Origin of the sequence: Aestuariibacter sp. GS-14 (assembly GCF_006494365.1) — a bacterium.
Classification (GTDB): Bacteria; Pseudomonadota; Gammaproteobacteria; order Enterobacterales; family Alteromonadaceae; genus Alteromonas; species Alteromonas mangrovi.
In genome coordinates, this window is the sequence record NZ_VHIP01000008.1 from 213281 (window position 1) to 231283 (window position 18003).

The following is an 18003-nucleotide window of genomic DNA, read 5'->3' on the forward strand; positions in this document are numbered from 1 at the left end:
TGTTTGAGTCGTGCTGCCGAAAGTGCTTGGATTTTGCTCCGTGACAGCAAGCCTTGCTGAGTGCTCTCGTTGTAAGGCCCAGATGTGGATTGATAGTGAACCAACAACGATGTGCCTTCTATCAGCCAAGCTTCCCGCAAAACTCAGGTGTTGAGGTAAAAGTCCGCTACACACACTAAAGCAGCCATCGGCAATTGCAGTGCCCTACGACCGCTTTTGACCAAAGTCCGACGTAAGAGATCACATCATTGAACGTCCGCTCTTTGTCTTCAGGAGACTGCCGCCTGCGCTATAGTAACGGTCTGGATATCGCTTCTAGTGAACATTCACGATGCCAAACCTACTGGTCAGATAAACGTTAATCAATTAAAGTACTGCATTGCATCTCACAACGGCGCACACTGTTTGAATCGGAATCTTCGATATGTGTTAATTATTAGAGAATAAAGTGCGGCATTGTTTAGAGGAAAAAGCTGTGAAATATTGGAAAAAGTGCAACTTAAAAAAAGCTAATACAATCAGTTACTCACTCACTTGTTGCATGAAACATGGGGATTAAAGACATGATTAAAATCCTCGACTGGTACATTGCCCGCACACTGCTGGGCACAGTTGCCGTTACCTTGTCGGTATTAATGGGCTTAAGCGGGCTGATAAAATTTGTAGAGCAATTACGCAAAATTGGCGAAGGCAATTACGACATGGTTGCCGCGCTGGTATATGTGCTGCTGAGCCTACCTCGCGACCTGGAGCAATTCTTCCCCATGGCAGTTTTGCTGGGTGGCCTGATAGGTATGGGGTTACTGGCAAGCAACAGCGAACTGGTAATCATGCAGGCGTCAGGATTGAGCCGCTGGAATATTATTACATCTGCTATGAAATCCGCGGTGGTAATGATCATTGTTGTGATGGCGATGGGCGAATGGGTTACGCCGGTAAGCGAGTCCCGCGCCAAGGAGTTGCGTACCGAGGCGATCACCGGTGGTTCGCTGTTCTCCTCCGACAAACTGGTGTGGGCCAAAGACGGTGATGCCTTTGTGAGTATTGGCCAGGTAATGAGCCGGGATTCACTGCAAGACATCAGTATTTACCGCTTTAATGAATCCCTGCAACTGGCCAGCACCACCTACGCCAGCGGCGGTTTTTACAAGCAAAATGGCTGGACGCTTACCAATGTGACGCACACTACATTCAGCGAGGCAAAAATTGACACCGAAGCGCTGCCCACATGGCGCTGGACCTCTACCCTGACGCCAGACAAACTGGGTATCGTGTCGGTTAAGCCTGAAGCGCTATCGATTCGTGGACTGAATGACTACATTACCTACCGTACCAACAATGAACAGGACACCAGCCGCTATGAACTGGCCCTGTGGCGCAAACTGCTGCAACCTATTACCGTTTGCGTAATGTTGCTCATGGCGTTGTCGTTTATTTTTGGTCCGCTGAGAAGTGTTACTATGGGCGCGCGAATTATCATGGGCGTATTAACCGGCTTTGGTTTCTTTATTACCAATGAAGTATTTGGCCCGTTGAGCCTGGTTTACAATATTCCACCGGCACTCGGCGCGCTGCTGCCCAGTCTGCTATTCGCAGGCATCGCAACTATTTTACTGTCAAGATAACTTCTGTATTCAACAAGGCTAATTTTTTTATGAAATGGATAATGCTGTTTGCAGCGATGCTGAGTACATCTGCAAACGCACATACACTCGACGAAATCGAACATTTGCTGGCATTTGTAAAAGACACAAACTGCGTATACGAACGCAACGGCAAACAACATACCGGCACCGAAGCCGTTGAGCACATTAAAAAGAAATACGATTACTATTCAGAAGAGATAGATTCGGCAGAAGACTTCATTAAATATGCCGCAACCAAGAGCAAAATGTCGGGCGAATATTATATGGTGCACTGCCCTGACCAACCGGCTGTAAAAAGCAAAACCTGGTTGTTAGCAGAGTTAGCCAGTTACCGGGCAGCTCACCCGTAACCAGCCAGCTCTCCAAAGCGGTAAGCGTTGCGTTACCAGCTTTTGTGATCGTTTTGATTTTTGGTGAGGGTAAGCACTTCGGTGTTTGCCACCCGATCCTGTAATGATTGCTTGTTTTTCAAATCAAACAATACCAGAAGTGTGCCTAACCCACCTAAAGACGCAACGAGGCGCAGCAACAAACGTGACCAGGTCATTGGCGCTTCGTTAGTACTAAAAATCCGCAATCGCCAGGCACGCATACCCAGCGTTTGTCCGCCACGCTTCCAGAACCACAGAAAAAAGCCCGCAATCCAAAGCCCAACCCATACCTGAATAATGGTAGTAAACAGCAATGAGTGTTGAATAAACTCGTTAGGCTCGGCATAGCCTTGCATATCGAACAGGCCATTTTTCAGTGACACCACCATAAATACAATCATCACCATGGCAGCACACATCCCTACCGCAGTAGCCACCAGCGTATCGTAGATCATGGCCGCTAAACGACGCAGGAACCCTGCCCGTTGCTGCTTTGACGACTCAGCTGTTACCGAAGGTGATGATTTAGGCGCGTTAACCTTTTTTGATTTCTTTGACTTAGCCATTAACAAACATATTGCCACTGTTACCTGGTGCACAGTGTGCCACAGATACCGGTAAAGACCCACTAAAACCCCGGCCATTCAAAGACCCATGGCGTTTTCGGCGAATTATTAAACAGTTGAAAGCATAGTTAAAAAAAACGCTTGTCAGTACGCCTAACATGGTTATAATTCGCAACCTGACTACAGCAGTAGTTAAGCACATCTATCAGTGCCAGAGTGGCGAAATTGGTAGACGCAGCGGATTCAAAATCCGCCGGTGGTGACACTGTGCCGGTTCAAGTCCGGCCTCTGGTACCAAACACTTTAGGTGTGCATCAATAAACCGACGCGAGTCGGTTTTTTTGTGTCTGACTTAGCCAAAGGCAGATATGTCATCCATTCGTTGCTTTAGCATTCTGGCGCGAATTCAACTTCAATGCCCTGTGATTACGGCAAGTAATAAACCCTATGTTATTGAACTGGGGAAATTCCCGCTTTATCAAACAAGCTCAGGTCTTTTCCCTCCAATATCAGGCGCATTGACAATTTTAACTAACGCTTCATGCAGCAATAAGATATTCGCCTCAGCCGAGAATGTGAGGTTTTCCGTTTAAGTAGCGAATGGATATAGTAATACGCGGACGCTCATTTAATTACACAAGGCAGCCTAATTTAGCGAGCGGTGAACTTCGGATGATTTTCGCTAGCGATTTTGCAGTTAAACTTTACGTTTAAATAGATAAAAGCCAGGAAACAAATCTTTTTGCTTCTATTGAACTTTTCAAATTCACAAACTGCTTAGATTTGCCATCTTCAAAAGCTACATTAAATTTATTTACTGAAATTTGAGTAATAGGCGGCATAACATTAATACCGGATGTATTAAGAGTATTTTTCATATTTTTCTTATTTTATTTATTGGAATTTAGGGGATGATTTGAAAAAATTGACTGGACTATTTTAAAAACGCTTTAAAGGCTAGATGAAACTAGCCTCTAACATATAATTCGGACTATAAAGGAACAACGTTTGAAGCTTGTGGACCTTTCTGTCCTTGCTCAATTACGAATTGAACCTGTTGCCCTTCTACCAGGGATTTAAAACCTTCTGATGCGATAGAACGGAAATGTACAAATACATCCTTACCACCGTCAGTTGGTGTTAAAAAACCAAAACCTTTGTCATCATTAAACCACTTAACTGTACCATTTACGGATTTAGACATTTTATAACTCTCTTGTTAATTAAATAATTGGCGGACTTCCGCCTTAAAGGCGCTAAAAAATAGTAAAACATTAACCAATAGAGCAAATGTATATACTAAATCGACTTTGAATAACAAAAGAAGAAAGAGAAAAGCAAAAGCAGTAACAGATAAGGAATTAATTTTCTAAAGCCACAGAAGCATACGCGAGTTAGCCACTCATGTATAGCGTTAATTTTTTCTAATCGGCAACACTTACCGCCTAAAACGTAATTATAATCTTACACTATCTGTTTTCTATACAATAAACAGATACATCCACTGAGATAATTTTACAACGCCTCCTAATCCCGAATTCAGATTTTAAGTGCACCACTCATGGTTAATGGATGACAGACGTTCAACTGCCTGTTGGTGATATTCTAAAGTCGCCAAACAATTAAAGTATTACCAAGAGTTACAAGCAGTTGATCGAGGGACAACGATACCAGATCGAAGCCTACTTACGCGAGGGCTTCAGTTATCGGAAGATTGGAAAGCGTCTGAGCGTAGGTCACAGCACCCTTAGTCGCGCAGTTAAGCGCAATCGAATTCGAGATAGCCATTAGCTACCGGAAGTCGCTAAGGCCAACGCATTAAAGCGACATTGTCAGGCCGCAAAGTACAGGATATCTGAACTGACGATTACCTTTGTTGAGTTCGGGCTTAACGAAAAGTGAAGCCCTGAGCAGATTGCTGGTGTAGGTAAAATCATCGCTTATCAAGTCAGTCACGAATGGATTTATGGCTACGTCCAGCGTGATAAATTACGCGGCGGTAAAATGTATAAACACCCACGTCAGAGCCACCGAAGATACCGTAAAGGTAGCCGCCCCAGCCTGTTTTTATTTTTTATAAAATATTTGCATTCTCTAACGCAGGAATTCGTAAAGGTTTATTCAAGATATTGTAAAATTACGCTTTTTTTACATTCCTTAAACTTCTGTGAATAGCTTAACCGCCGTGGCTTACTTATCATTCCAGCGTATCGACGGGAATCATTTTGTATGCATTTTAAGACTCAGCATACAAACGCTGATCGTCAACTATATGTCCAGTGAGTAGGTACTTGAATTTACCAGGTCCCGCTCAGGTACAACATTGGTTCCTGGCGTAGTAATTTACCGGTGAACCGTTCATTTAATGAGAGTTATTCAGGGTTTTATCATGCCAGGCACTCAACTACATATATCCAGATTGACAATGGCGCTTTGCCTCGGGCTTACCGCTACCTCTTATGCCGATGCCAAGGTCTATCAAGCATCAGCTCAACCAGCACAAAATTCAAGTCAAACTCAACAGACTGAATCCTCTTCAGAGCAACGCTACATCATTACGTTTAAAGACGGTATCACCTACGAGGCCACAGCTAAGTCCACCATGCCATCCAGAAAGGGCAAAGAAAATCGTACGTCAGTTATGTCAAAAATTCAGTCGGCGGGAGGCAATACTCAAAAAGTTATGGAACGTCACAACATGGCTGTGGCTAACCTGTCTGAAGAATCATTAACCGCTCTTCAAAATACCGCCAATATTGAAGTTGCCGTTGATCCTCAAAGAACGCTGTACGCACAACAAACCCCCTATGGCTATACGAATGTCCAGGCGAACCAATTAGTGCAATCAGATCTCACGGCACGAAAGGTTTGTATAGTTGATACAGGCATTAACCTGGGTCATTCAGACTTACCAGACGAAAATGGTGGATTAACAGGCGAAGCCAATAACTCAGCGGTAGGAAACTGGGATAATGATGGGCATGGGCATGGTACTCATGTAGCCGGTATCATTTCTGCATTGGATAATTCGATAGGCGTAATTGGTATGTACCCGGGAGTCAGCTTGCATGTTGTAAAAGTGTTTGATGACACAGGAACCTGGGCATACGCATCTGATCTTATCAGCGCACTTGATCAATGTCAGGACGCCGGTGCGAACATTGTTAATTTGAGCCTGGGTGGCACATCCCGTTCGGCAGCCGAGGAAGCCGCATTTCAAGCATTTGCGGATTCAGGAATGTTAATCGTCGCCGCAGCTGGTAACTCAGGCAATACCGCATTGTCTTACCCTGCCTCTTATGATGCTGTGGTATCAGTTGCAGCGGTTAATGCTAACAATGTGAAAGCCAGTTATTCACAATCAAATAGCCAGGTTGAATTAGCAGCACCTGGTAACGCCATATTATCTACCTACCCCGACAATACCTACGCGTACATGAGTGGTACGTCCATGGCGACACCCCACGTGAGTGGCGCAGCTGCGCTAGTTTGGAGCTTTTTCCCCAGTTGCACTGCTGCCGAGATCCGCTCAGCACTCGATGCATCAGCCTTGGATTTAGGCACCTCAGGCAAAGATAATGATTACGGCTATGGCATTATTCAGGCTGCTGACGCTTATGCATATTTGAATACGAATGGCTGTTCTGGCGAAGTGGCAGACTCAAATGATTCAACTACCGACGAAGCCGATAGCAACGCAGAGGAAGAAACAGAAACAGGAAGCTTCTCTGAAGTTCTGACCGGACTTTCCGGAAGCCGAAATAGCTGGCTTTATTATAACTGGACGGTACCTGAGGGTGTGTCGACCTTAAACGTTACGACTTCAGGTAGGAGTGGAGAAGCTGAACTTTATGTCAGATTTGGCTCGAAACCTGATAGCAGGAGTTATAATTGCCAATCGCGCAGCAGAGGTAGCGAGCAAACCTGTTCTTTCACTGCACCTGAAGCAGGAACCTGGTACGTTGGAATTAGCTCCAAAAGAGGTTTTAGCGATCTCACTTTGTCATTCTCTTACGAATAATCTGTTCTCAAACCTGTAAAGAGAGGCCGCTAGCGGCCTCTCTTTAATCGTCAAAGTGCGCGAACCGTATCCAATAACCTAGCAGTGCTCTCTTACGCATTTACTCTCGGTCATTTCCACTTTATTTGCGGGTAGATATGCAGCGCATTACTGTCTGTAAGCAAAAGATTATTACCAACTATTTTAATTATGTTGCACCGCTGCGGTACAGCCTAGCTCTGTCCAATGATGCCTAAAGAAATCACTGTTAATTCAGATTCAAGATTTAAGTCAGCGTGATTAAAGCTAATAGCCGTTGTCCAACACACATCTTTACGATAAATTTACGCTCGACAAAATTGCCAATAATCATTCATCAAGGAAGAACTATGACACGCAGTGTACGTTTCGGCGCGATCAGTGTAATCGCGTTATCCCTGGCCGCTTGTGGCGGTGGTGGTTCAGACACAGGATCAGGTACCGGTGGGTCCTCGCCAGTCTCGTCATCAACGATAATTAAAAATGCAAAAGACTACACCCCATCTCGTCTCAGTTCTGCCGCAACATCGATTGCTAACGCGCAATACAAAGGCAAAACGACCAATGCTGATGTAGATCTTGAGTTAGTCCAACGTACATTTAATTTATTATTTAATGATTCCGTTATAACGTTGCCGGAATTGGCCGAACAAGACTTCAGCAATGATGTAAAAAACGGCGCGATTAAGAAAACTTACCCCTGTGATCAGGGCGGAAACGTCACCTACGATGGCAAGATTTCAAATGACGCCACGGGTATTATTGCCATGAGCTACCAAAACTGTTGGCAATATTCTAATGGCGTTGCGATTTCGGGCTCAACAGCCATTGCAATTGAAAGTGTGTCAGATAGCGCTGTGGAATACAGCATGTATTTCGACAATTTAAAGTGGTCACATGAAAGTACACCTTACACGTTGTCAGGCGTCGTTTCGTTTAAAGAAGGCTTCAACCCAACAAGCGGAAATTACGAAGTAGAGACCTATCAATACGTCGCATTCACTGTTGGCTCTGAGCAATATAAATTAGAAGGTGACTTTGATATATCGCCCTACTCTGGTGACACAATTAGCCATGTGGAAGTGGATTTTTATGTTGGCTCAGAAGGTAAACTGGTTGTTGAATTAGACAGCCCTAATGACTACCCGCCTTACATGTACAGCGGCGAAGTAATCTTCAAGGGAAATAAAACCGCTACGTTATTGTTTGAGCAAGGCCCTATTCGTTATCTGGAAGATACCGACAATGACGGCAACTATGATGTCGGTACCTTTATAAGCGATCTGTATGCCTTATTCGATGGTGCGCTGGGAGACAAGGTCCTTGTTGCAGTTAATGACATGTCCCTCCCGCCAACGGTCTATACTCCTGACTTTTACTCATGGGACACAGTAGATACCACCACACCAATTACCGTCCGCCCAGGATACTATTATGATAATGATTCCAACGCAGAAGAATTGTCTGTTAGCTACCGCTGGTATATCAATAATATACTGGTAGAGGACGTTTCAGGTGATACGTTACCGCCATATCGCGCTACCTTTAACGACGTACTAGAAGTGTCTATGGTTGTGTCAGACAGTGCAAATAGCGTGGAATCCAATCGCATTACCATTGTGCTTTCAGATGCCCCAGCTCAAGTCAGGTTAGAAAATTTACCCACGTCAGTGTCTTCGGGTGACTATGTCGAGTTCAACGCGATAATTTCAGACCCTGATCTTGGCGACAATCAAGGCGTCGCCGCGCTCGTATCAGCACCCGCTGGGGCTACTATTGATGAGAATGGACTAATTTCCTGGCGAGTGCCAACTAACCAGTTGTTTAAACTTCAGCATTACAACTTTAGCTTTTCGACAGGCCAGGACGGTGCTGAAGTGGTCGACGCCCATGTATCGGTAACAAATAATGCCGCACAAGAATTAGCACGTTCCGGTATTGAAGTGCCTAAAATGAACAATGCCATGGCAATTGGCGATTTTGACCATGACGGCGACAATGAAGTCCTTGCCACCGATTCAGAAAACCGTGTGTTCTTGCTGTCCTATCAAAACGGTACTTATAACCAAACATGGATGTATCCTTATACCTTTGAGCAAAATGGCAGAGTTAAGCAAGTTCTTAGTACCGATATCAACAAGGACGGCTATCCAGACATTCTGGTGATTTCAACGCATGCGATATCCTTGCTCACCAATATTAACGAAACAGCAACGACATTGTTAACGACTGACGAATACATTCACAGCGCCATTCTTGGCGACATCGACAACGATGGAGATGACGAATTGGCTTACTTGTCGTCAAACAATGATTATTACAACGGCAACAACGTTGTTGTGGTAGACCTCAGTTCCCCTGAGACTCCCCTGTTTAGTTTTACCGTGGAGGAGACCTCCGAAATAGCTCTGGGTAATGTTGATAGTGACCCTCAATTGGAACTAGTCACAAACACCGGATTGGTTTACGACCTTGAAACTGGTGCAAACCAGTGGTTCATGGGATCAGGCTTTGGCAGCAGTCATATTGCCGTTGCTGATATAAATGGTGATGGTATCGATGAAATTGTCGGGGCCGACAGCTGGAGTTATATCTATGTCTACTCTGCACAAGACAAATCTCAAATTACCAGCCTCGAGAATTTTAATACTTGCGACATCAGCGCAGGGAAGCTAACTGCGGATACCTCTCCGGTATTACTTATTGGTGATTGCCAATGGGGTGGAATCCATGCCATGAAGCTGACTAACAACACGCTCAGCACAGTATTTGATGTTGATATGGTTGATCATGGGTCTGCGTCGTTAACTCTTGGAGATGCCGACAATGATGGGCTCAATGAGTTGTTATGGGCCACCGGCATTACGAGTTCGGGCGAGGATTTACTGATCACAGCGGACGTTACTGCTAATTCCGCCACTATAAAGACTTCAGCAACCACTCATCAACTCGATAGCTTTAATGCTGCGGGTTGGGCAGATTTGTATCCTGGTGACGAGCGAGCCGTATTCTTCGTACCCAGCACGGGTAGCGGCTATGATGGTTCTAAAGTTCTGTTGATGGACAACTCAGGAAGTTACACCACGAGTGAGGAAATATCCTCTAACTGGGATAACTCTCGTATTGCGGTAACCACCGATTTTAACAACGATGGTGCCGGCGACTTATTCCTTCCCTCAGCACAAACCTATGATGGCTCATTTGCCGCAATGCAGTTGAATGATTTTTCTATTCAATATGAAATTACCGGCGATTATTCTAACAATATTTCAGTCATCAAATCGTTCGACTTCAATAACGATGGTTTTGACGATGCCATTTTTGTCGATAGCCGCACGTTGAAAGTGGTGGATGTGAACAACCAGGTTATGTTAGCAACTTACACCATGCCTCAATACTTCCGTGACTTTGATATTGTTAAAATGAATGGCAATGTTTATGTCGCACTTTCTTCTGGCGATAATATTACCCAATTGCTTAAACCAACCACTTCAGGTTTTTCGATTCAAGCGAGTACCGATACATCATGCGCACGTTTAACGTTTATTAATGCTGACAGCGATACTTCATCGGAGCTAGCTTGCTACAAGGATCAAAACCAATCTCTGGTTTTATTTGACTTCACTGACGACAGTTTTACCAAAATATCCGAGATTTCACTGGGTATGGAAATCATCGACATGGTAGCAAACCCGTTAACCGATAGTGAGCAAACACTCCTGGTGACCTCAGCGAACGACGGTAATTATTGGGAAAATTATGGCACTTCACAGCTCAGTGAAATGGCGGTTGATGGCCGAATGATTTGGCAAAGCCCGACGCTTATTGGCGCTACCCGCAGTTATTCACTGCATGCGAGAAAGTCTACCGAAGGCAGTCTGGAAGTGATGATGGCCACTGCTCGCGCAATGTATTGGTTAGGCCGCGTTCAGTAAGCGTACCCATGTAAATAAAGAGCCGAATGTCGCTCTCCTGACATTCGGCCATTTTGTGTCAGTACAACTCACATTCATTGAGTTCGTCGGTCTGATTCGATACGCTTGAGCTCATTCTAAAGAAACAACGGCAATACTATGTTGAAATATCTGTTGTCAGGTGTACTTGCACTGGCTGCCTGTAGCCTCAATGCCAATACACTCTCTCCCATTGGCAAATCCTTAAATATGGAAAACTATCGGCAGGATGTGAAAACCCTCGCCAGCGATGAATTTGAAGGCCGCGCGCCGCTTTCAGAGGGCGAAGTAAAAACCATTGCTTATTTAACCAATCAAATGAAAGCGATGGGATTAGCGCCCGCTTTTGGTAATAGCTACACCCAAAAAGTCACTTTGGCCAAAATCACTGCCGATCAAAATATGTCGCTAAAAATGGGAGAGTTAACACTCACCAACGGTACAGACTTCGTTGCGCGTACAGAACAAATTACCAACCAAATTGTATTGGATGACGATGTTGTATTTGCCGGGTATGGCATCAACGCGCCAGAATACAACTGGAACGACTACGCGGGGCTGGATGTTAAAGGCAAAACGGTAATCGTACTGGTGAACGATCCTGGTTTTGCCTCGCAGGATACGGATTTCTTCAACGGCAATGCAATGACGTACTACGGCCGCTGGACTTATAAGTATGAAGAGGCCGCTCGTCAGGGCGCAAAAGCGGTGTTTATCGTGCACGAAACCATGGCCGCAGGCTATGGCTGGGGCGTAGTTCAGGCAGGTGGCACTACCACCAAATTTACCCTCATGGATAACAATAACAATATGTCGCGGGTTGGCGTAATGGGCTGGATGCATTTACGCGCCGCAGAAAAAGTATTTGAAGCCGCCGGCTTGGATTACCGCGAAATGAAAGCAAGAGCAGGCAAGCACGGTTTTAAAGCCGTTGATATGCAATTGAACTCCCAGTTAACCTTAAAAAATTCAATAGAAAAGGCTGAGTCGTTAAACGTTGCCGGTATTATTCCAGGTGCAGAAACCCCCGATGAATGGGTTGCTTTTCACGCACATTGGGACGGCTTAGGCAAAGGCATGGAAAATAGTCAGGAAGTTATTCTTAATGGTGCAATCGACAATGCAACCGGCGTAGCCGGCGTACTTGAACTTGGCAGAGTCATGAAGATCATGAGTAGCCAAAAGCCATTTAAACGCACACTGATGTTTGGCGCATTTACCGCGGAAGAAACCGGCCTGATTGGCGCTGAGCACTTCGCCCGCAACCTGCCCATTGCCAAAGACAACCTGATTGCCTTTTTAAATATTGATGGGATGAACGTAAATAATGGCGTTGACTACGTGCTTCGATATGGCGGTGGTGTATCTGAGCTTGATGACTATGTTGAAAAAACAGCAATCACACAGGGGCGTCATATTAAACCTGATCCGCGCCCGCAGAACGGCTTGTTTTTCCGCTCCGATCACTTTGCACTTGCCAAGCAGGGAGTACCTGCGGTGTTGTTCATGAGCCTGGGCGATACCGATGCGTCATTCATAGCCCAGCGCTACCACAAGAGTGGCGACGACTATTTTGAAAGCTGGACATTAGACGGCGTAAAACAAGATCTCGACCTGATTGGACAAATTATGGCGGAGCTTGCGAATAACGGCGACTATCCGAAATACTACAAAGGGGTCAGTTTCGGAAACTAGCCCATTACGCGGTGCCGTAAAATGAACCCAAAGGCACCGCTAGTTTGGCAATTATCAGGCCTGGCTCAGGCTTAGCTCAGGCTTGGTTACGGATTCTCCGCTAACCAGGCCTGAATCACTTCGTCGGCCGCCCTGAATGCTTCTAGCCCTGAAGGCATGCCGCAATAAACAGCGGAATGCAACAACACCTCCTGAATTTCCTGCACCGTACACCCGTTTCGAAGCGCGCCGCGCACATGCCCTTTAATTTCGTTAGAGGCTTTAAGTGCTGCCAGCGTAGCAATGGTAACCAGGCTACGGGTTTGTTTGCTTATGCCGTCCCTCACCCACACTTCACCCCAGGCATTGGCTGTGGCCAGTTCCTGCATAGGCTTGGTAAAGTCACTGGCCGAATGTAATGCCCGATCAACATAGTCTTCCCCCATTACTTCGCGTCTAACCGCCAAGCCTTGTTGAAATTTCGCGTTGTCTGTTGTCATGTCTATTCCCCTGTGTGCAGACCGGTTGCGACAGAAAACTATTGATAGCGTGTTTTGGCTGGGTTTTGAATATCGCTGGTTTGAAATTCCCCTAATACTGGTTATTCATTCCGAAAATTTCAAAGAAAAATCGGTACCAGCGCAGGTTAATTCATATGCGTTTAAACTGAACGTCGTAATGCGATAATGGGCTGGGTATTGGTAAGGCCTGATGATTGTAAGCACTATGCTAAAATTTACGTTCGTTTGATATCTAAATAGCGTCTCCTGCGAATCAGTACAAACTCAATAACAAAGTGTACTAAACTAAAAGTAATAATTTAGTTGCTTAAATTGTCTTTGGGCCAAAGCAGTGTCTGTATGAACAAAAAATTCAAATCCACTACTCTCAAAAATGAAATTCATCTGCTTTCAAACCTCATTGAGAACGCCTCTGATGGAATCCATATACTTAATAAAAACGGGGATGTGATTTATTGCAGTAAAGTTTTTGCGGAACTGCTTGGATACGACTATCACGAAGCATTGACTCTGAACGTAAGAGATTGGGACCGAAAATTTCCGGTCGAAGAGTTGCTGAATATTATTCAGGATATCATTAAATCCCCTCGGCTGTTCCATACCAGGCACATGCGAAAAAATGGTGAGATATTTGATGCAGAGATAAATGCCAGAGGCTTTGAGATCGATGGGATACACTACCTCTATGCATCTACCAGAGATGTAACTGTCTTCAAGCGTGATGCCCTGGAAAGCAAGAAAAACAGCGCCAAATTACAGTCTATTTTCCATACTATGCCCGATGCCGTATTCGTCATTAATGCTGAAGGTATTATTGAAAGTGTTAACGAGAAAGGGCTGGTAATGTTCAAATATGAAGAGTCGGAATTAATTGGAAAGAATATTTCCATATTAATGCCTCCTGAACACAGCCAGCATCACGATGGCTACCTGCAAAGATATATCGCTACCGGCACCGCACATATTCTTGGAAAGCCAAGGGAATTGAAAGCCGTAAAAAAAACCGGTGAAGTATTCCCAATAGAGCTCAGTGTAGGCGAAGCTACCACTGAATCAGGGCAACTCTTTACCGGTATTATTCGCGATATAACATGGCAAAAATCACAGCAAGCAGCCCTGATTGAGTCTGAAAAATTAGCCAAATCTGCGGCTGAAGCAAAATCACTTTTTCTGGCCAATATGAGCCACGAAATCAGAACGCCCATGAACGGCATTATTGGTACGCTTTCTTTATTCAAGGACGACAATTTGTCTACCAAACAAAGAGAAATGCTTACTACCGTACGTTCCTGCGGTGAGAGCTTGCTCACTATCATCAACGATATTCTGGACTTTTCTAAAATTGAATCGGGAAAGCTGCAAATTGAGCAGGTTAATTTTGATTTGCGCGAAGCAGTACACGAAGTATTGCTACTGGTATCGAATATTGCCTCCAAGCGAGGGATAAGTATTCACAGCCATTTTACCGATACCATCCCACAGTATTTGGTTGGAGACGTGGTGCGGATCAGGCAAATACTCATGAACATTCTTAGCAATGCAATTAAGTTCTCTGGTGATAGCGACGACATTTGGCTGAATGTCATACTGCTTAGTGAACAAAATGGTAAATTTCATTTGAAGTTTAGTGTTAAAGATCAGGGTATTGGCATGACGCAAGAAGAACAGTCCCGTCTTTTTGTTGCATTTTCTCAGGCAGAAGAGGGAATCACACGCAAATATGGAGGTACCGGGCTAGGCTTATCTATATGTGCGAAATTGCTCGAACTAATGGGGGGAAGTATTTCGGTTGAAAGTGAGAAGTACATTGGCTCCACATTTTCTTTTGAACTTCCTTTCGGCAAAGGCGCGTTGCCGAAAGAAAAAGCAACAAAAGATAACTACGATAATTTGTCGGAAAAATATCCGCATCAGGTACTACTGGTTGAAGATAACATGATCAATCAGATCATTGCCCAAACCATGTTAGAGACACTGGGTTATTACGTCACCATTGCTAATAACGGACAGGAAGCCATTGATTTATTTAAATTACATAAATACACGCTGATATTTATGGATATGCAAATGCCAGTAATGGATGGCATAACCGCAACCGCTGAAATTCTAAAACTGGATTCCTCTGCACTGGTCATTGCGATGACCGCTAATGCGTTAAACGAAGATAAAGAGAAATGTTTAAATACCGGCATGAAGGCTTTCATTACAAAGCCTATTCAGCTCAATGAAATTGCAAGGGCAATTATTCATTTCAGCGCCACAAAACCAAGCAATTAGATTCTTGTGTTATCATGGTAAAGCAACAATTGGTGCATAAAACGTGTCACCGCATCTTAATCGCAAAATCGACAACCCTGCGTGAAGTGCATTTAAAACAATCGTCTGACCCGAGAGGTTTCTGCACCAGAATGGATTGATGCCCGCAATTTTAAATACATTTATTTTCCCCGATAAAAAAGCCTGCTAAGGTGTATAAAAATTGCCCGGCAATTTTACTGGTAAAAGGACCCTGCCATTGTGAAACCCGATGATTTAAAAGAATTACAGGAAGATGTTGAGGAAATCGCGGAAAGACTAAGCGCTAGTCAGAAGATCAGAAATGTGCTGTTCACCGTAGCGGCCGTGATGATAGGTTTTGGCCAGTGGAACGACACTAAGGATCTGGTGATTGCCCTGTACGAAACGTCGGTTTCGTCGTTTACTAACAACGTAGAGTACGCCGCGCTTGATGAGCTCAGTGTAGGTATCACCCGCGACTATCTGGAAAGCGTTGTCGGCGCCCCCAAAGTTATAAAAGTTTCTGACATCGACCCAGCAGTTCAGTACGAATACCTGTTTAATGAGAAATACCTGCTTACCACGTTCATGAATGCCGACAGATTAGTTGGCTACTCAGTTATTGCATTAAAAGAAGGGTTCGCCCCGCATTTGCCTTTTAGCGAAACGGCAGACAATCTTAATGGGGAAGACATCAACGTTTCCGCCATAACGCAAATGGGCCTGATTTATCCGCAAAGTTATATTAATGATTACCGCAACATTCTGTTTTATATAGAAAACCGGGAACTGGATATTACGGGTTTGTTTCTGCAGCGCAGTGTAGGCTACGTTAACTATTCACTGGAAGACGTTACCAGGATCAGCGAACTGATCATGTCGCTGCAGGATGCAGAAATGTTCGAAGACGACCCAACCGAGATTGTGAACAACATTCGCGCCGAACTCACACCCAATTTTTATGCTGTAGGGGATATTTCACCACAACTCTTTGCCGATGCACTGCTGACCAAATATGAATACCATAAATTCAAATAATCCATTGATTCACGCTTTCTGCTCTGGCTTTGTTGCCGTGTTACTTTGCCTTACGGCAAGTTCCTTTGCGTTTGCTCAAAGTGCACAGGAAAAAAGCGAGTTTGATAAACAGCGCGAGGCTTATTCTGCTCAATTCAGACAAGATGCCAGTAACTACGCCGAACAATTTCGCAATGACTGGCAAAACTACAAGCGCAGTATTCGTGAAAAGTGGGGCTACGCTGAGGTGAGTACTGCCAGGAAAATCGTTGTGTACTCGCCCGACAAAACCATGAAAGTAGCGATAGACTTTGAGCATAACCAAATCAAAGCCGGGTTTGTGAATCAGGCTAAGGTGACTACCGAACAGCTGGTTGCCTTTATAAGCGCAGTGTTAGTGCGCTCAGCTAATGCACCTGACACCCCCGAGCCTCAAAGTGATAGCAGTATGACAATAGCCGCTTCAATTGGCCTTCAGCCTGCCGACATTAGCCCACTTGCCGAATCGCTGGCTACCACCGCAACAAGCGTTTCAACCAAGGAAGACGCCCAACAAACCGCCGATGACATAAAAGAGCAGGCTGATGCGATAAAACGGCATGCCAAACAAATAGAAGAGCCGAAAGAACGCAGAAAGGAGCAGGAATTTGCCGAGCAGCTCGTTAAGGAAGAAAAGCAAACCGCCCGTGTAGACCCCAGAGAAAAAAGCTCCACCATCAAAAAGCTCTCCATCGATGACGACCGGTTAAATCGGGCAATGCGTTACCATGAAATAGTGGAGGAGCTGGCTAAAGAATACGGCTTAGCTGAGGCCCTTATCTTTGCGGTAATGGAAACCGAATCCAGTTTTAACCCCAGTGCAATGTCGCCCATCCCCGCGTTTGGCCTGATGCAAATTGTACCTACCACCGCGGGCCTGGATGTAAACCAACGTATTCTCAATACCAGCAAGGCCCCCAGTAAAGAAGAACTGTTTGATGCTAAGACAAACGTGATATTCGGCAGTGCTTATATTCATTTAGTAATGAATCGGTATTTCAGCAAAATCACTTCCGCAGAGTCGCAACTTTACTGTGCAATAGCCGCGTACAATACCGGGCCGGGAAATGTAGCAAGAACCTTTAATCAGTCTCAGGATATGAGCCTGAGTAAAATGGCCGCTACCGTAAACACCATGGATCCTGAGCAGGTAAAAGCGTTTTTAATTGAAAATTTACCGGCCGACGAAACCCGGCGGTACATTCAAAAGGTGCTCAACGCCCAGCAGTTTTATTCAGCGCAGTAAAGCTTATGAAAAAGCGCTAACGTGACATCACAGAGTACAAATGAGAACGCTATAAATGCTGACAATTCTGCTATTGGTCAAAAGCGGTCGTATCGATAGAATCCACAAAGCTCACTCTGGAACTAATAATTTTGCTATAACGGACATCAACGCTTTAAACAGCGAAAAACGCGAGCACAGCGAGTGGTTTTTCGATGATTTAACATGTTAGTGTGAACTTGGGTCAAAACCATAACGCCACTGATTTAGCCTGCCATCCGATGATTCAATGCCATATATGTCCATTAACTTTTCCATGTAATATAACCCTTGGTCCATTTCTTCTGAGTCCATGGTTTGAAGTTGCATTGCAGCTGACTTCAAAATAATCCAAAACTCTCTTTCACTCAGATTGTTATCTTTTAAAGCTAGGAGTTCATCTACGACATCATTAATGATGCTTTCAGCCTGAAGTCTAGTTTGTTCATCTGGCGCACCAGGGTAAAGTTCACTTCGGTCTTCAACAAATTTCTTTTGAGACTTAAAATTTACAAGCGCTTCTTTGATGTCAATTCCATTAGCTAGCAATTTGCCTTCTTCTTTATTGCACCCTTGAATAATCAAGCAGACTAGTAAAATTATTATGAGCTTCATTCGTTCACACTAACGCCTAAA

General features: G+C 44.6%; 14 protein-coding genes and 1 tRNA gene. 10 read left to right on the top strand and 5 right to left on the bottom strand.

Annotated elements, in window-relative coordinates; translation table 11 throughout:
- Nucleotides 1-563 precede the first annotated feature (563 nt).
- Together lptG and FJ444_RS14430 are read left to right on the top strand one after the other, a co-directional pair.
- Entirely contained in the window at nucleotides 564-1625 is a 1062-nt protein-coding gene (lptG, locus tag FJ444_RS14425; RefSeq protein WP_140959301.1) for an LPS export ABC transporter permease LptG, read from the top strand.
- Nucleotides 1626-1654: 29 nt separating this feature from the next.
- The gene (locus FJ444_RS14430) at nucleotides 1655-1996 is read left to right on the top strand and encodes a DUF5329 family protein (protein ID WP_181405175.1); all 342 of its coding nucleotides are present in this window, start codon (nucleotides 1655-1657) and stop codon (nucleotides 1994-1996) included.
- A gap of 32 nt (nucleotides 1997-2028) precedes the next feature.
- Here FJ444_RS14430 and FJ444_RS14435 read toward each other — a convergent pair whose 3' ends face one another.
- Nucleotides 2029-2583 (bottom strand): RDD family protein, encoded by a 555-nt coding sequence (locus tag FJ444_RS14435; protein WP_140959303.1) that lies wholly within the window; start codon nucleotides 2581-2583, stop codon nucleotides 2029-2031.
- A 210-nt stretch (nucleotides 2584-2793) separates the two neighbouring features.
- Here FJ444_RS14435 and FJ444_RS14440 point away from each other — a divergent pair.
- A tRNA-Leu gene (locus FJ444_RS14440) sits at nucleotides 2794-2880 on the top strand.
- A gap of 413 nt (nucleotides 2881-3293) precedes the next feature.
- On the opposite strand, the gene FJ444_RS21405 is transcribed toward FJ444_RS14440, so the two are convergent.
- The gene (locus FJ444_RS21405) at nucleotides 3294-3461 is read right to left on the bottom strand and encodes a hypothetical protein (RefSeq protein WP_181405176.1); all 168 of its coding nucleotides are present in this window, start codon (nucleotides 3459-3461) and stop codon (nucleotides 3294-3296) included.
- A gap of 113 nt (nucleotides 3462-3574) precedes the next feature.
- Nucleotides 3575-3787, bottom strand: coding sequence for a cold-shock protein (locus FJ444_RS14445; protein WP_140959305.1), 213 nt, complete (start codon nucleotides 3785-3787; stop codon nucleotides 3575-3577).
- Between the two features lie 446 nt (nucleotides 3788-4233).
- Here FJ444_RS14445 and FJ444_RS21675 point away from each other — a divergent pair, with 446 nt between their 5' ends.
- The 4 genes from FJ444_RS21675 to FJ444_RS14465 all read left to right on the top strand — a co-directional run bounded on the left by FJ444_RS21675 (nucleotide 4234) and on the right by FJ444_RS14465 (nucleotide 12270).
- Nucleotides 4234-4374, top strand: coding sequence for a helix-turn-helix domain-containing protein (locus FJ444_RS21675; protein WP_255439190.1), 141 nt, complete (start codon nucleotides 4234-4236; stop codon nucleotides 4372-4374).
- Nucleotides 4375-4972: 598 nt separating this feature from the next.
- Complete coding sequence (locus FJ444_RS14455) at nucleotides 4973-6604, top strand: S8 family serine peptidase (RefSeq protein ID WP_181405177.1); 1632 nt, start codon at nucleotides 4973-4975, stop codon at nucleotides 6602-6604.
- Between the two features lie 368 nt (nucleotides 6605-6972).
- Nucleotides 6973-10557 (top strand): VCBS repeat-containing protein, encoded by a 3585-nt coding sequence (locus FJ444_RS14460; protein WP_140959309.1) that lies wholly within the window; start codon nucleotides 6973-6975, stop codon nucleotides 10555-10557.
- Between the two features lie 138 nt (nucleotides 10558-10695).
- Complete coding sequence (locus tag FJ444_RS14465) at nucleotides 10696-12270, top strand: M28 family metallopeptidase (RefSeq protein WP_140959311.1); 1575 nt, start codon at nucleotides 10696-10698, stop codon at nucleotides 12268-12270.
- 86 nt (nucleotides 12271-12356) lie between these two features.
- Here the strand turns inward: FJ444_RS14465 and FJ444_RS14470 are convergent, their stop codons facing one another.
- Complete coding sequence (locus FJ444_RS14470; protein WP_140959313.1) at nucleotides 12357-12749, bottom strand: carboxymuconolactone decarboxylase family protein; 393 nt, start codon at nucleotides 12747-12749, stop codon at nucleotides 12357-12359.
- Between the two features lie 360 nt (nucleotides 12750-13109).
- On the opposite strand from FJ444_RS14470, the gene FJ444_RS14475 reads away from it, so the two are divergent.
- From FJ444_RS14475 to FJ444_RS14485, 3 genes are all read left to right on the top strand, one after another.
- Nucleotides 13110-15047, top strand: coding sequence for a PAS domain S-box protein (locus FJ444_RS14475; RefSeq protein ID WP_140959315.1), 1938 nt, complete (start codon nucleotides 13110-13112; stop codon nucleotides 15045-15047).
- A 240-nt stretch (nucleotides 15048-15287) separates the two neighbouring features.
- Nucleotides 15288-16085 carry an ETEC_3214 domain-containing protein gene (locus tag FJ444_RS14480; RefSeq protein ID WP_140959317.1) on the top strand — a complete coding sequence of 266 codons (798 nt, stop codon included), beginning with the start codon at nucleotides 15288-15290 and terminating at the stop codon, nucleotides 16083-16085.
- On the top strand, nucleotides 16063-17349 hold the full coding sequence (locus FJ444_RS14485; RefSeq protein ID WP_140959319.1) for a transglycosylase SLT domain-containing protein: 1287 nt from the start codon (nucleotides 16063-16065) through the stop codon (nucleotides 17347-17349). Before FJ444_RS14480 ends, FJ444_RS14485 begins: the two co-directional genes overlap by 23 nt.
- A gap of 207 nt (nucleotides 17350-17556) precedes the next feature.
- Here FJ444_RS14485 and FJ444_RS14490 read toward each other — a convergent pair whose 3' ends face one another.
- Complete coding sequence (locus FJ444_RS14490; protein ID WP_140959321.1) at nucleotides 17557-17982, bottom strand: DUF4844 domain-containing protein; 426 nt, start codon at nucleotides 17980-17982, stop codon at nucleotides 17557-17559.
- Nucleotides 17983-18003: the final 21 nt, after the last annotated feature.